Annotated in this window: 9 protein-coding genes; 1 reads left to right on the plus strand and 8 read right to left on the minus strand. The window is 40.5% G+C overall.

Annotation, left to right across the window (positions count from 1 at the left end):
• The first annotated feature begins 139 nt into the window (after window positions 1-139).
• Window positions 140-412 (plus strand): LytR/AlgR family response regulator transcription factor, encoded by a 273-nt coding sequence (locus tag AC1DO4_RS18030; RefSeq protein WP_477418295.1) that lies wholly within the window; start codon window positions 140-142, stop codon window positions 410-412.
• Between the two features lie 161 nt (window positions 413-573).
• Here the strand turns inward: AC1DO4_RS18030 and AC1DO4_RS18035 are convergent, their stop codons facing one another.
• From AC1DO4_RS18035 to AC1DO4_RS18070, 8 genes are all read right to left on the minus strand, one after another.
• A complete protein-coding gene (locus AC1DO4_RS18035; protein WP_477418297.1) occupies window positions 574-2,316 on the minus strand; it encodes an alpha-L-arabinofuranosidase in 1,743 nt (580 codons plus the stop codon).
• Between the two features lie 78 nt (window positions 2,317-2,394).
• Entirely contained in the window at window positions 2,395-3,306 is a 912-nt protein-coding gene (locus tag AC1DO4_RS18040) for an AraC family transcriptional regulator (protein WP_477418299.1), read from the minus strand.
• Window positions 3,307-3,313: 7 nt separating this feature from the next.
• The gene (locus AC1DO4_RS18045) at window positions 3,314-3,853 is read right to left on the minus strand and encodes a hypothetical protein (RefSeq protein ID WP_477418301.1); all 540 of its coding nucleotides are present in this window, start codon (window positions 3,851-3,853) and stop codon (window positions 3,314-3,316) included.
• A 72-nt stretch (window positions 3,854-3,925) separates the two neighbouring features.
• A complete protein-coding gene (locus AC1DO4_RS18050; RefSeq protein WP_477418303.1) occupies window positions 3,926-5,086 on the minus strand; it encodes an IPT/TIG domain-containing protein in 1,161 nt (386 codons plus the stop codon).
• An 8-nt stretch (window positions 5,087-5,094) separates the two neighbouring features.
• Window positions 5,095-6,762: a RagB/SusD family nutrient uptake outer membrane protein gene (locus tag AC1DO4_RS18055; protein WP_477418305.1), complete on the minus strand. Its 1,668-nt coding sequence runs from the start codon at window positions 6,760-6,762 to the stop codon at window positions 5,095-5,097.
• A gap of 21 nt (window positions 6,763-6,783) precedes the next feature.
• The gene (locus AC1DO4_RS18060; protein ID WP_477418307.1) at window positions 6,784-9,930 is read right to left on the minus strand and encodes a SusC/RagA family TonB-linked outer membrane protein; all 3,147 of its coding nucleotides are present in this window, start codon (window positions 9,928-9,930) and stop codon (window positions 6,784-6,786) included.
• 659 nt (window positions 9,931-10,589) lie between these two features.
• Window positions 10,590-14,804: a hybrid sensor histidine kinase/response regulator gene (locus tag AC1DO4_RS18065; protein WP_477418309.1), complete on the minus strand. Its 4,215-nt coding sequence runs from the start codon at window positions 14,802-14,804 to the stop codon at window positions 10,590-10,592.
• Window positions 14,805-14,888: 84 nt separating this feature from the next.
• The gene (locus tag AC1DO4_RS18070; protein WP_477418311.1) at window positions 14,889-16,688 is read right to left on the minus strand and encodes a DUF885 family protein; all 1,800 of its coding nucleotides are present in this window, start codon (window positions 16,686-16,688) and stop codon (window positions 14,889-14,891) included.
• Between the last annotated feature and the right edge of the window lie 185 nt (window positions 16,689-16,873).

The raw sequence follows: 16,873 nt of genomic DNA on the forward strand, positions 1-16,873 counted from the left end.
TGTGTATATTTTTTGTTCCACTTAGTTTTAACCGGGCTTTGCGGCAATATACCACAAAGGCCGTAGTGATCAATAGTTCATGATGAATCTTTTACCTTTAATTCAACAGGGGCGCTTGCATTAGTAAGGTTGCCATCCTTTGGCCACCCACGATGGATTATTTCGATCGACTTCTCAGGATGCTTATGTAGAAGGAATGCAGAACTACGTAAACATATTCACCTTAAAAGGCAAATATGTAACCATGCTCTCCCTCAAAAATCTGGATGAGAATCTAGCGGGCAAAGCCTTTATCAGGGTACATAAATCATATATGGTAGCAATCGGCAAAATAGCGGGGATAGAGGGCAACGAAATTTTTATACAGACAGCAAAACTCCCATTAGCCGTAATTACCCGGAGCAGGTTATAAAGCAGGTAGTTACCAACAGGCTTTGGGATAAAAAATAGCCGCATTGACTACGACAAACGTATCGTAATCAAAGCAGGCTATCTACATGTTAATCAATTATTAAATTAGGGGTATATGCTTTTTTATAACATAGGGTACTTTGCAAAACACTGATAATATAACTACTTCTTATCGCAAACCAGGAAGACAACTCCTCTTGCGGGCACGGAAACTTTTATCCCCCCACTTGTATTTGATGAGCTTGCCGGAAGCACAGCATAATTTGATGGACCGCCAACATCGCCGGATGGACCGTTGTTATTTATGATTACCTTACCAGAGTATGATCCGTTATCGGTGCCGCCCTTCAACGTGTAATAGTAGTAGCTGGCCCCGGTATAATAGTTTTTAAAGTTGACATTAACTACCTGGTCGGTACCGCTTTTATTTACCAAGGTAACACCGGCTTCGCCCGATGTAAACGAAGATGCATAACTAACAATATCTGTATTACCCGTTACAGATGAACTTATCATCCTATCTCCAAAGTATTTTTGAAAATAATACAGGTAATAAAACGCCGGTCGCGGGGTAAAATCCGTTGTGCCATCCTGTTTATAGGTAAACAAACCATGATCATTACCATCGCTGCCGCCATTGGCTAAATCCCAGCGGCAGGCCATACTTACCTGGTTTTTAATTAACTCGCCAAGTACCAAAACCGCGTGTACACCATTCACATACGATACCTGCTGCCTTGAACCGGCTGCAAATATGTTCCACTCGTCCATAGCAACCGGTTTTTGTGCCACGCCTGCCTTTTGAACGGAGCTGTTAACCCAGTTTAGCATTGAAGTTGTAACCGCTGATGGGGTTGCCAGGATAACCTCTGGAGTTGAATTTTGGTTAAATGGTGTATAGTAGTTATGCACCACAAAAAAATCGGGCGATGAACCGGCGGCTGATAATACGCCTGCATTCCAGTTTTGCACTCCTACCGAATTGTTTTGGTCATCTATGTCGGTAAGTACAACACCTATTTTAATGGAGGCACCTACGTCGCTGGCGGCTTTGCGCATCGAATCCGCAAAAACCTTAAAATGGGTTCCATATAGCTGACCCGTTAAAATTTCGGGTTGCCCATCCTTATTTTTTGATACATCAATACGGTAACCGGCTTCCCAGTTACCAAAATTTTCATTACCCACCTCCCATAATTTGGTACGGCCTTTATCATTTCTAACCCATTGGGCAGCATAATGCGCAGCGGTCTCTACCGGGTGGTCGCTCAATCCATAACGCGCATAGCCATAATTTACAGTGATAATACCCGTACTATTAGTTTTTTGTAACAACGAATAATAATTATCGAGGCTTATTGACCAGTTATCGGTAACCATACCGCTCCAGTACCCGGTAGTTGGATCGGTGCTGCCATCGGCTTTTAATAATTGGGCCGGAACATCGGCGGGCTTACCGCCCGAAGGCAGATCATAAAAGTAAACATCCGATAAGCTGCCACCGGGGGCCCTGATAATATTAGGCGAAAGATTGCTTATATTTTTTACCAGGCCTGCATCAGTAAATTGCCCTGTAAATGGATTCATATTGTTACCAAACAAATTCTTTGAAACTTTTGATACCACTTGTGCAAAATCTGCCGTTATCGTGATTGTTGATATGGTACCGGGTTTAGCTGCATTTTGCGCCGATGGTTTTGTAAATATTTTACCCTCCCAGTTATCTAAAAAAAAGCCTTGCGAAACCGCGATAGCAGGATCTGTTGGTGACGTAATCGGGCCGGTTGCCCCTCCGTTATCTATAGCGACAACCACCGTTGTATCAATTTTTTTATCCTTTTTACATGCCTCTGATGTTACAACGGCAATTAATAATACAAATACATTCTTTGTTGTCAATTTCATTCTGTCGTTTTTTGCCTTAATAGGGGTTTAAATATGGCTTGTATGGCCGGCTTGCCAAACAGATGTTTTTTTTATAAATTATGCCACTGACGCTTTTAAGTTAACCTGTGGGTGTAGTATACAACCTGCTATCATATAGGTTGACCTAAACTCATTTGGGGTGAATTGTTTTTTGCGTTTAAATATCCTGTTGAAATTGGATATGTTGTTGAAGCCACATTCATAAGCTATCTCGGCCACTGTAGTTGTGGAGTCTATCAGCATCCTTGAAGCATGCCCTAATCTTATTTCGTTTAAACTATCGGTAAACGTTTTGCCGGTGCGCTTTTTTATAAAACGGCTAAACGACGCTTCGGGCATATGAATAACCCGGGCAGCCTCGGCCAGTGTTACCCGGCGGTTGTAATTATTGTTCATATGCTCAAATACCTTCTCTATTCGCCGGCTGTTATAATAAAATCTTTCATTTATAAAGCTCAGATCCGATAATGTTTTCATATCGGGCGAGGTTGACAACTCGTGCAGAATAGATAGCAGTTCTAAAACAGATATAAACCCGCTTTTTTTATTTAAGGCCAAAATCCTATCCTTTACCGCTAAAATTGTTTCCGGAGCGAATATGATACCCATAGGTGCACGTTGAAGCATACCCTTTAAAAAACTGAGTTGATTTCTCCTTAAGAATTTCTCATCAAAAAGGTCCTTATGAAATTGGATAATGATCTCTGTTATTTCTTCACTCTTACATTCATTGGTAAACCAGCCGTGGTAAAGGTCGGGGCCGATAAGTACCAGTTCAAGATCATCAATTACGTCCATATGGCCCCCAACAACCCGTTTGGCTCCTTTGGCATTCAAAATCAAATGAAGTTCATAATCATCATGATAATGAAGAGGCGAATCAAATTTATTATCGGTCTTCGCGAAAACGGTAAAGCAATCGCCGGCTGTCAGCGGGGTAATTTCGCGCATTACATTGCTTGTCATCATAATAATTTTATTTAACTACCAGCTGGTCGGCAACAACCTTGGCTGTAACATCATCTATTATCATCGTTCCGGAGGCATTACCCATTGCAAGAAGAATTTTAAAGTTCGAAGCCTTCTCAGGTACTTTAATCGCTTTAGTAAAAAGGGTCCATTCCAGATCACCTGTTAAGCGGGCTATGTTTTCGCCACCGTTTATTTCTTTATCGCCGCTATCCATAAAAACAACACTAAATATGGCGCCATCCCAATCATTTTTGCCTTTAACAACATTTAAGGTTTTTAACCAGGCACTAATTTCCAGGTTGGTTGCCTTTTTGGGGATACGGATTGTTTGATCAACACCCACCCACTTATCGGCGCTGGTGGTTATGATGGCACAACTGCTTTTGCCGCTTTTAATATTCCAAGGCGTAAGCTGCCCCCCGCCATCATTCCAGCCATAAAAATTATCTTCAAAACCACCATTGGTTAACAGGTTTTTTTGTGCTTTGGCTTTTAACATCAGCAATATCAAACACATGCTGAATATTATTTTAATCGCTTTCATCAGTCAAATGAATTTAAAATATCGCCGCCATATTTATCCTGGCGACGATATCGATCAGGCCCGTTAATTCTACTATTTCACATCTACAATTCCAACATCATCGATGCTAAAAGTAGAGGCATTGCCACTAAATTCCTGGAAAACCAAGGCACTGATGCTTGATGGCAGTGGATTGCCGGCGTCTACCCAGTTAGCAATTGGAATTTGATAATCTGTCCATTTGCCTTCGGTAAGCGTTATCTGAACGGCAGTGTTAAAATTGTAATTGAGTACCAGATGGATATTTTTACCGGTAGTGCCCTTGCCGCCAAATATTGAAAACTTAAGAGCCGTGTTGGCACCAACGCTGTTTCCGCTCCCCGGTTGTATTACATAAGCATCATACCCGCCGGTGTAGCTATATGCCCTGGATGTGGTCCCTCTCCTTGTATTAGTTTTATCATCCTTTGCTCCGGCACCCCAGCCATAATCGCTCCAGCCGTTTTCGAATGTATCTTCATAAATGGCCGTGCTAAACCCAAATATTGAATTGGTTTGTTTTATAGATGAAACATTATTAGATAACAAGCTTGTGCCCGAGGTTACAACCGGCCCTGTACCTACACCCCCACCTTTAGTAGCTGATGTGGTAACCAATAGATGCGCGGCAGTTACGCCTGATGGTACTTTTACGGTAATTACCGTAGGTGATTTGGTAAGCACCGTAGCCGGCACTGTACCAAATGACACACCTGTAAGGCCATTGAATGTTGTACCTGTTATGGTGATAACATCGCCGGGGTTGCCTGCAAGCTGGCTAACCGAAATTATGCCAGGGACAGGTTGTTCAATTATAAAAGGGGTACTAACTTTTCCGTGGGCTGTAACAACAGTAAGTATATTACTTGTAGTGTCGTTGCTAAAAGGCACCGTATTGGGCAGCGAAAATTGAAGGCTGGTATTTGAAGCGTAAGCTATGTTGAAATATATAGAAGTACCATTAATATAAATAGCTTTTGTAGTGCTTAAATTGTTACCTATAATTGCATATAAGGTTCCAATCTTCCCATCGCTTATTGTTGAATCAAAAGCAGTAACGGATTGTGAAGTTTGGGTGCTTTTGAAAACAGTGCGTATCCTGGTTATAACCGGAGGGCCGTCCCCGCCGCTATCATGCTTTTTACAGGAGCTTATACTTAATACCACCACAAGTGAAAGTATGCAGTAAAAAAATATCGATTTTAAATTTTTCATAGCTGTATTTATTTAAATGTGTATGGTACTGCTGGTTCTAATAATTTAGGGTCGGCTGTTGTTTCATTTATTGGTATAGGCAGTAAAAAGTCGGTACTTTTTGGCGCAACCGCGCTATGGTATATAGTTTTACGGTCATCGGCATAAGTACCTCTTTCCTGCTGGCTTATCAATTGAGTTGCCAGTGGGTGTGCGTTATTCAATATACCATTCCATCCATCGATACGGCAAAGGTCAAACCAGTAGTCGTTTTCGATAGCAAACTCGTGCCTTCTTTCACTTAAAATATCATCCTGGATAATAGTTTTAGGTACACCATTGTTATACGTTGCATCATAGTTAGGGTTAGGAACTAAGTGGTTGCGGTTTATTACTGTCAACGCCGCTAAATTCGCTCTTTTCCTGATGGCATTGATATAAGCCAAAGCCTGTACATCGGTAGAGGTAGAATTTTTGCCAACAATTGCTTCTGCTGCAATTAAATAAACTTCGGCATAACGCATTAAATAAGTGTTATTTGCTGCAGATTGTGCCGAGCCAATGCCACCATTGTCCGCAGGCGTACCAACTACATATTTTTTTATAGCAGCATCAGTGCCCTGGGAATTAATATTATCAGGCACTGTGTAACCTCCGGCTGCCGCAGTAATTTCGGGGTAAACATCCTTCGCTTGCATAATAGTAGCATGCAGGCGTAAATCTCCTCCTTCATAAGATTTTTGCAAGTCGATAGTTGGGCCCAATACGCTATAGCCATCACCTGTACCTGTAATAATACCACTGGCCGCCAGAGAAGCTTGCGCCGGGTTTCCGTGACCATAAGAAGCACCGCCTGCCCATTGTATCTGGCAAATGCTCTCTTCATTATTGTTGTTAGCTGTTTTAAACAGATCGTTGTAAGTTTTATTAGGCAGATCTATACCATATAACTTAAACTCGCCGCTGTTAATTACTTTTTGTGCTTCCTTAAGCGCATTAGGATAATCCTGCATGTACAGGTATAATTTGGCCAGCATAGCCGAAGCTGAACCACTGGATACATGTCCTTGTGAAATAGAACCGGTCCTGACCATAGCAGTACAATTTGCTTCGGCAAATTTCATATCCTTAACCATAAAGGTATATATATCCTCTATCCTGTTGGTATTTACCTGAAAATTGGTTAAAAAGTTGCTGGCATCCTCAATTATAGGCACCGCGCCCCATAACCTAACGATATGAAAATAAGCCATGGCACGCATAAAATGAGCTTCGCCCAAAGCATTATTTAAAACAGCCGGGGTTACGCCCGCACCTGCTCTTGGGGGCATTAAGTTGATAAGGGCATTAGCCTGCGCCACGACAGTCCATAATGAAGACCATGCAGCATCATTCTGTGAATTGAGGTTGGTAACCGCACCGTTCAGGTTGCCAAAGTCGGTAACGTCTGATGAGTAACTGCGGCCGTTGCCACCGGTCATCTCGCATACCGCCCAGCCTGGTTTGGCGCAATAGTTAAACCAAAGTGAATTGTAAAGGTTAATTGTGCTTGATGCTACCTGGGCATCGGTTTTATAAAAATTATCAATTGCGATCGCATTTTCGGGCGGCCTGTTGAAGAAATCTTTTTTACAGCCTGTTATGGTAACAAAGCCAATAACTGTCGCGCTGATTATATATTTAATATTTGCTTTCATTTTAAATCTTTTATGGTCAAATTAAAATTCCGCGTTAATTCCAAAAGAAATAACCCTTGGCGAAGGATACCTTCCCAAATCTACATTGGTTAAAAACACGTTTTGGTTTTGCTGGCCAACTTCAGGGTCCAAACCTTTATAACCTGTTATTACAAACAAATTTTGCGCACTGCAATACACTTTTAAACCACTAAGCGCCATATGTTTAGCCCATGCCAACGGTACGTTATACCCTAAACGCACATTTTGAAACCTTAAAAAAGACGCGCTTTGCAAAAACCTGGTTGACATGTTGAGGTTGGGGTTAACACCGCCCTTTGGAGCAGGAATGTTAGAATTAGGGTTAGTAGGGCTCCAGTAATTCGAAGCTTCGGCAAGTTGATTGGTATATAACCCGTTCAGGCCTTCTATGGTGTAATCCAGATAGTTCAGCACTTTACCACCGTAAGACCCATACAGGAATATGGACAGATCAATACCTTTATAGCTGAAATTATTTGTAAAGCCATAAGTAAACTTAGGATTAGGGTTACCGATGGCACTCATATCGTTTGCATCAATCTTACCATCATGGTTTGTATCAACATACTGTATATCACCTAAAGTTGTTGCACCCGTGGCACCCGGCGTTGCGCTTGTAGGCTGGCCAAATTGTATCGGCGCATTTTGGAGCTGGTCGTCAGTTTTAAATATTCCTTTAACAGTATATCCATAAAACTCGCCTATGGGGCCGCCAACTGCAGTTCGCGTAACAGGGATCTGCAAAAAACCAGAGGTAACGCTCGCATTAATTATACTGTTGTTATATGTAGAAACAACTTTATTAACGTAATGGCTAAACGTTACCGTAGTATTCCAGTTAAAATTCTTTGAAACAATATTTTTTGAATTAATGCTGAACTCGATACCTTTATTGCTAACCTCGCCTCCATTTACATAAAGCGGACTGATCCCGCCAAGATAATTCGGGCCACCGGTTAAAAACTCAGGCAAAGGTGCCTGGAAAAGGAATTTCTTCGAGGTTTTATTATACCAGTCAACAGTTGCATTAACCCTGCCAAATAAAGTGAAATCCAAACCTATATCGGTTTGTATAGATGTTTGCCAGGTTAGGTTAGGGTTATTATAATTTGATACGTTAAAACCGGTACCTAAGCCTGTGATAGTGGGATTAAGTGCAGATCCGTATTGATAACCCGGTATATTCTGGTTGCCTACTTCACCGTAACCTATCCTGAACTTAACATTATCAGCTACGCTTTTAATGCCGGTCATAAATGATTCATTTGAAACCGTCCATCCAATGGCTGCAGATGGGAAATAACCTATTTGGTGGCCTTGTGCAAAATTTGAAGACCTATCCGACCGGATAGTTGCAGTTAAGCTATACCTGTTATCGTAGTCATAAATTGCACGGGCGTAAAAAGACTGCAAAGTGTTAGACGACTTGTTTTCGCCAATTGTAGGTATTTTAGCGCCTCCAAGATTAAGCGTGGGTAAATCGTTACTTAAAAATGTATCGGTCCCCGCACTCATACTATTATAATTACCCTCATTCAATTCATAACCTGCAGTTGCGGTTACGCTGTGTTTTTGGGCAAATGTATGGTTGTAGGTGATATATTCTTTCCAGTTCCATCCCAAAGCCTGATCTGTGTATTCACTTAACTTTGCTATGGGATTACCATACACCAGCGTAGGATTAGTGGGGGATGTTACGGTGTACGAAGGGAAGAATAATACACTTTTTGAAAAATTATCATAACCACCAATTTCCGATCTTAATGTCAGATCTTTTGTAAAACGTATATCAGCGTAAAAATTTGCATTTATTTGGCTGCGCACCAGGTTATTGGTGTTTAAGGTTGCCAGTGCAACAGGGCTTATAAAAGTACCGCTGCCGTAAGATGCCGGGGCTACGGTAAAGCTGCCATCGGGATTGCTGGCTGCCTGATCGGGGGCATTCAACAACGCCTGGTAAACAATACCGCCATTATCACTCGCACCTATATTTTGGTCAGTACGGTTCAACGTGATGTTTGAACCAAGTTTAAACCAGTCTTTCAACTTTCCCTCCACATTGGTGCGGAAAGAGTAGCGTTTAAAGTTTGACCCTATGATAGTACCATTTTGTTTAAGGAAACCGCCTGATATATAGTAGTTCACGTTTTCGTTACCGCCGTTCATCGAAAGGTTATGGCTTTGCATTGGCGCGGTTCTGAACACCGCCTTTTGCCAGTCGGTACCCGGACCAAGCAGGCTTGGATCTGCAAACTCACCTCTGCGGCCAATGCCGGTAATATCTGCTATCGCATTTTGTATACCGGCATATTGAGGCAGGTTCATCATTTTAAGGAAACGTCCCTGCTGCTGAATACCATAATAACCATCGTAATTTAAATGGGCGGTACTATTTTTGCCTTTTTTGGTGGTAATAATGATTACACCATTTGAACCACGGCTACCATATATAGCTGTAGCCGATGCATCTTTCAATATATCGATAGATGCAATATCATTTGGGTTAATATAGCTTAGTGGGCTAACTGTATTTTCGCCATTATTTTGGTTTTGAGTGGTATAGGCAGAACCATCAATATACACACCATCAACTACGTATAAGGGTTCATTTGAACCTGAAAGAGATGTGATACCCCTGATGTGCACCGAGGCCGAACTACCCGGCGCGCCTGTACCGTTGGTAACAGTAACACCCGCGGCCTTTCCCTGTAGCAATTGATCAACGCTTGTTTGGGGAATATTCTGAATGTCTTTGGCGGTTACTGATGATATGGCACCGTTTACATCCTGCCGCTTTTGCTGGCCGTAACCAATCGCTACGGTAACTTCGGCTAAACTTGTTGTTGATGATTTAAGTGTAACATTAATCGTTGTTTTAGCGCCAATAAGCACTTCCTGCTTCTCGGCTCCGATAAACGAAAAAACAAGAGTTTTGGCGTTTGCGGGTAGGGTAACACTGTATTTACCGTTAATATCGGTTACAACCGAAACCTTGGTATCTTTAACTGAAACTGTAGCACCAGGCAGGGTAAGACCTTTTTCGTCAGAAACTGTTCCCTGGATCACCGTTCCCTGGTTTTGTGCCACCCCCCGGATGCACATTAACAGTAAGGGGAACAGCAATGCTATTCGTAGAATTTTTCGCATAATAATTGGTTAATTGATAATTGATTTATTGATTGTTTTTGGTTTTGCTAATTGGTACAACACGTTCTTCAAATCAGAAACAGATCAGTAGGTTCGGAAAGATGCAGGTTAACAACTTCAACCGGCATCTACAGTTAGGCCAGCTATAATTGCGGGTAAACTGTCTTCACTAAAATCTGTAAACTAATTTTTCAGGTTTATTATTCAGCTGATATGCTAAAAGCAATTCATTGAATATTCGTTTTGTTGATGGTAAAATTATATGCTAAACAAACCCCGGTTGTGGATAAATAGGGGCACAAATGTCAACCTGAATTATTTAACTGATTATCAGCTATTTAATTAAATAAAAGGAGATATTTACAATTAAAAGGCACAAAAAAGATTACAAATGTATCCCCATACTGTTTCAATTTTGTTTTTAAAAGTGCTATAATAGTATTAGTTTGGTGCTAACAACTGAAGGGTATCGAAACCCAATTTGCACCTGACAGTGCAGACGCTTACCTATTACGGAGACCAAGTTGATAATTTAAGGCTGCCTGTTTCTAACGGAAAAACCACTTGAAACACCAAAGAAGACTTATATATATCTATGTTTTATAAATAAAAGACCTACAAAAATCTATTTCTGTAAAGGAAAATTATAGTATAGTAAACTATAATTCTGCCTCTTCGGCATCTTCCAGGTATTTAGATGGAATGGTATTGTATTCGGCCTTAAACATCTTTACAAAGTATTTCTGGCTTTTGAACCCTACTTTATTGCAGATCTGGGATATGGTTAGATGCCCCGTTTCCAGAAGCTGGGCAGCGCGCTTTAACCGCATGGATCGCACCAGTTCATTAGGAGTTTTGCCTGTCATAGCCAATATCTTTTTATATAAGGTATACCGGCTTACAAAAACCTCGTTGCTTAATTCCTCAACAGAAAAATTGGGGTTCGAGATATTGCTGTCAATCAGGGTAAGCACCTTTTTAATGAACAGTTCATCCGGCGAATCCACATGCATCTCGGTAGGACTTACTTCCACCTGCTTGGTATAGGTTTTGCGCATGCTTTCCTGCTGGCTCAGTATATTTCGAATCTTTGACTGAAGTATCTCGAAGTTAAAAGGTTTGGTTAGATAATCGGTAGCACCTGTTTCCAACCCTTTTAACTGCTGGTCTTCCCCGGTTAATGCCGTTAACAATATTACAGGAATATGTGAGGTGCGTTTATCATTCTTGATTTTTAAACACAGATCAATACCGTTCATTTCGGGCATACTGATGTCGCTCACAACCAGGTTAGGATGCTGGGCCAGTGCTTTTTGCCAACCTTTTTTACCGTTCCCTGCTTCAATTATGTTAAATGCCGATTTTAAATTGTCCTTAATGTAAAATCTGAAATCTTCATTATCCTCCACCAATAATACGGTAGGTTTTTTACCATCCCGGTTCTCTTTAGGAAGATCGTTCCTTTGCGGGGTGTTGTGGGGTAATGATTCATTGGTATGGTCAAATGGTAAAAGTGTATCGGTAAAAACAATGTTATCTAACCGGCTTACAGGCAATAAAACTGTAAAACAGCTTCCCTGGTTAAACTCACTTTCAACAAAAATTTCACCATCATGAAGCTTTACAAACTCTTTGGTTATCGATAAACCTATCCCACTACCCTGGTTGAGCATAGATCCCGGCAGATCATTCTGAAAAAACGGATCAAATATCCTGTTAAGTTTATCGGCAGCAATACCTATTCCGGTATCCACAACCCTGATTTCCAGTAAATCATCATTTTCAACTCCTTTATCTACCAGGTTAATCAAAACGCTTACCTGCCCCCCCTCATGAGTAAACTTATAAGCATTTGAAAGCAGGTTGAACATAATCCTTTCTATTTTATCATGATCAAAACTTGTATAATAGGTTTCAATTTCCGAATCAAACACAAAACGGATATTTTTTTGGTCAGCCACATCGGTGAAAGCAAATGACAGCTCTCTTATAAAACTGATAATATTGCCATTCATCTTATGCAGCTTTAGTTCCTGATATTCCATCTTCCTGAAATCAAGCAGCTGATTAACCAGGTTGAGCAAACGTTTTGCATTGCGGTTCACCAGCATAAGCTGACGCTGCACTTCGGGCTCATTAATTTGTTTAAGTATCTTATCAACCGGGGCCATAATGAGCGATAAAGGCGTCCGGAACTCATGACTAACGTTTGTGAAGAATTTAATCTTCATCAAATCAAGTTCATGCATCCGCTGAGCCTCTTCGCGCTCTTTCTCAATAGAAAATTGCGCGCGTAGCTTTTCGATGCCGCGTTTTCTTAAATACAATAGCGAACCAACTGCCAGGCCAACATATAGGATATAAGCCCAGGTAGTTTTCCAAAATGGCGGTGATATACTGATGTTTAATGTAAGTTCTTTATTATTCCAGCCTTCATTATCACCGGCCCTTACTTTAAATGTATAATTACCTGGATCGAGGTTGGTATAGGGGGCTTTTCTGGTTTTGTAATCGGCATTTATCCAATCATTATCAAAACCCACCATTTTATACTGGTACTTTACCTTACCTGGGTTAAAATAATTAAGTGCCGCAAATTCTATAGCGAATACATTATCATCATAATTAAGCTTAAGATCTTTCAAAACTGTTATTGACTTTGGCAGTAAAACCCGGCCATTAACTTTTTCACCAACATTTAAACTCCTGTTAAATACCTGAAAATCGGTAAATATCAAATCGGGTTGTTTTTTATTGGTAACGATATTTGACGGTTTAAACAGGTTAAAACCATTGCCCCCGCCAAACAATAATTCTCCTTCGCGGGTTTTATATGATGAATTTTCGGTAAACTCCCGTCCCTGCAGCCCTTCTGTTTCATTATAATTTACAAAACGAAATTTTAACTTACCTGATGACCGATCGATAAAAATGCTGGATAATCCATTGGGCGTACTCACCCAAATATTATTCCTGCTATACTCCTGCATATCAATCACTGTATTATCCGGTAAACCATTAAGCTTGTTGAGATTGGTAAACTTGCCGGTTTTGTAATCAAATATGCTTATTCCCTCGCGGGTGCTTATCCAGATCAGGCCATCTGTATCTTCAAGAATATTATTGGTATTATTATTAATCAGGCTGTTGGGATTATTATCATCATGTAAATAGTGTAGAAACCGGTGTTTTTTTTTCAGTAAAAGATCTAAACCATAAGCCGTTACAATCCATAAATTTTTATGCCTGTCTTCAATTACCGAACTTATATAATTGGAATGAATTGTACTTTTACTCACATCTCCTTCAAGCCTGTAAACTGCTACAACATTCCTGTTTTTATCAAGGATATTCAAACCAGCCGATATAGTACCCACTAACAAATTGTTTTCACTATCTTCTGCTATGGCACAAACTCTGTCTTCGGATATGCTGTTGGCATTGGCATCAGAATGCTTGTAGTGTTTAAAAACTTTGCCATCAAAACAATCAAGGCCACCATAGTAGGTGCCTATCCACAACTTTTGTTCGTGATCGATAAACAGCTTAACTATCACGTTATTAGTGAGACTATTTTTATCTGCAGCGTTGTGCAAATATTGCTTAAATGTGTCTGCTTTTCGGTCCCAATAAATTAGCCCTCCCCCATTGGTGCCAATCCATATATTGCCCAGTTTATCTTCGGCAAAGCTGTTAACATCACTAAACGGCAGGCTATTTTTATCAGACAGATGATGTGTATAATTGGCAAACTTAATAATGCTTTGATGATAATAACTAATGCCGTGCTTATAGGTACCGCACCAAATAATACCTAAATCATCCACATAAACACAGATGATACTATTTTGAGCTACTGTTTTATCATCGTCTTCGCGGTTAAGCAGGTATTGAGTTTTAAAATCCTGCTTGCTTAGCAAATTTATACCGCCATGGTCGGTAACAATCCACATCCTGTTTTGAAAGTCCTGGGTTACGTCTGATATTACATCGGTATTTATATTGCCGGTTGATTTTAAAAGGTGCTTAAATATTTTGTTTTTGAGGCTGATAAAAAACACCCCTTTTGAGTAACTGGGGACAAAAGCCCAGATATCATCCTGCTTATCAATAAATATCTTATAGGTTGTGCTTAAAGCCGCAGGTAGCTGGCCCAGTTTTAGCCTGTAATTAACTTTATAGCTCCGGGGATCGAGCCGTTCTAATATGCCGGAACTGGATACAACCCAGATATTTCCTTTTGAATCAACCGACAGATCGGTAACCAGGTTTGAATAAATAGAAGTGGTATCGCCATCCTTATGAACCAGTTTGATAGTCTCTTTTGTTATGGGATCATACTTAAAAATACCCTGATCTTTATTGTGTTCCAGAAACCAAAAGTTGCCGAACCTATCCTTTTTAATGGCTAAAATGTACGTATCATACACTTTAATTTTATACATAAAATCCTTCAGATTTTTGCTAAACTTTTCTGTAGCAGGATCATATATATTAAAACCCGTACGGGTTTCTATCCACAATTTATTTTCGGGTCCGGGGTTTATGCTTACAATATAATCGTCATCTAAGGTTGTGGTATCGCCGTCAATGTGTTTAAAGGTTTTAACGCTATAGCCATCGTACTTATTTAAGCCCGATAGCGTGCCGAACCACATAAACCCTTTTTTATCCTTATAAATGCAGTTTACCTGGTTATGCGACAGGCCAGCTTTGATATCGAGGTGCGAAAACAGGAACTGGTTATTTTGCGCGTTTACCGTACGCAGCACAAACTGCATCAAAAAAATCAATAGGAAAACCCTAAGCCTCATGGCGGTACTAAGCGTATACAATGGTTTATAACCCCGGATAAATAACCATAAATATAGCATTAAAATGAAGAAATATTAAGAAAAATTATAGCTTAATATAGAACTATCGATTTTTAGTTAAGTACGGTAAAAGAACGCAGGCGATTATTTGTTAAAATCGTAAAACTTCCAGCTGGTGGTAAAATCCTTTTTTAAAGGCTGATTAATTAATGTGGCTCTTACCATTTCTATGGGAATAAGATTCTCTTTTATAACGGCATCGTGAAACTGTTTGTAGGTCATTTTGCCGCTATCAACCATTTCCTTTTTCAGCTCCGTAAGCTGCAATCCGCCCAGTAAATAAGCTACCTGGTAAAGCGGACTATATCCACCTTCAAATGAACGCCTTACTTCGCCCTGGGCATTTGCTGTTTCGTGGCCTACCCTATCTACTAAAAAGTCAACACATTGTTGCGGTGTCCAGTTGCCTAAATGATAATTTAAAGAAAATATGATGCGGGCACAACGGTGCATGCGCCAAAACAGCATACCAACCCGCTCCTCGGGTGTTTTGGCAAAGCCTTTATCATATAGTAATAACTCCCAATATAAGGCCCACCCTTCGGTAGCAAAGGGAGTGGTAAAATCCTGCCTGTAGGCTTTGTACCGGCTATTCATAAAATATTGCAGGTTATGACCAGGGATCAATTCGTGCTGTACGGTACCTCGTGAAAAATAAGGGTTGTTGCCCCGCATACTCATCAGCTTATCCCGGGCCTCCATGGTATTTGTGGGGTACGATATGCTGATCTCTTTACCACCTGTAAAGAAAGGGTTAACCAGCTGCCTTTCCGGCGACATCATGACCATGCCCCAGGTTTCTTCGGCAAGCGGAGGTATGGTTATCAGGTCGCGCTCTTTAATAAAACTGATGGCATCATTATATAGTTTCACAATAAGTTCTGGCTGATGCCCTACTGGTACATAACTGTTTTTTACCTTTTCCAGCGCTTTTTTCCAATCGTTGCCAAAGCCCATTTCCTGCGATGCTTTTAGCATTTCTTTATCACACCAGGCAAATTCTTTGTTAGCCAGCTTTATCAGTTCCTCCGGTGTGTAAGGGATCATTTCGGCCTGTAACTGGCTTATCAACGCATCACGACCAATAGGTACGCCTTTTATGTCGCTGCTATCGGGCTTTTGAGTTGTATTAACTTTTCCTTTACGCTTTGCCAATTCGCTATATTTCAACAATGCCTTATCAAGGGCTTTATAAGGCTCTGGCACCCACCAGCTAAAGGCAGGATCATAACCATTATAAAATCCATAAAAATCCTTTAACCTTCCTTTTAAACCAATAAGCGCATCGCGGGTAATTTTTGCCAGCGGCATATCCACGCTTACATTTTTTGAATATACCGCCGAATCTGCTTTAAGTTGTTTAAGGATGCCATTAAGTTCAGTAGCCACTTTTTCGCCATCCACAAAGTCACCGCGGCGGCGCTTTTTCTCTAACAGATAGATCTCATCGGCGAATGAAAGGTATTTTGTTACCTGGTTATACTTCTCTTCTTCTTTTTTTAGCTCATTCAGATCAAAATTTATTCGCTTTTTAAGCAATATATAATCAACCTTGCCATAAATGCTCAGCGACTCAAAATCTGTTTGCTGCAGTTGCTTTAAATAGTCGTTATTCACCTCAACCAGCCTTTTACGCTGTTCGGGCGAATTAAGCACATTCATTTTGTCCTGATCTTCGGCATGCTCATTTACATTGTATGGTGAGTAAAAATCTTTTATGGCATTTATATCCTGCCCATATTGAATTATTTTACCGGCTAATTCACTGGTTTGTTCGTAAAGACTGGTAGCGGATGTACCGGTTTGTGCATTAGCTGCAAATGCACATATGGTTAAGCAAAATACAATGATAAAGGTGTACAGTTTTTTTGTTGTGATTGGCACAATGGAATATTTAAAGCGTAAGTAGAAAGTAGTTATTTAATCAAATGAGTTTAGCTTGCTGCCCTGCTCAGGCTAATGAGGTTATTGTTATAGGAATCAAGGTAACCGCGTGGCGAGTTGCCTATTACATATTTAAAAACACGGTTAAAATTGGTGATGCTTTTAAAGCCGCATTTGTAGGCAAC

The organism is Mucilaginibacter sp. P5_A6 (genome assembly GCF_056400585.1).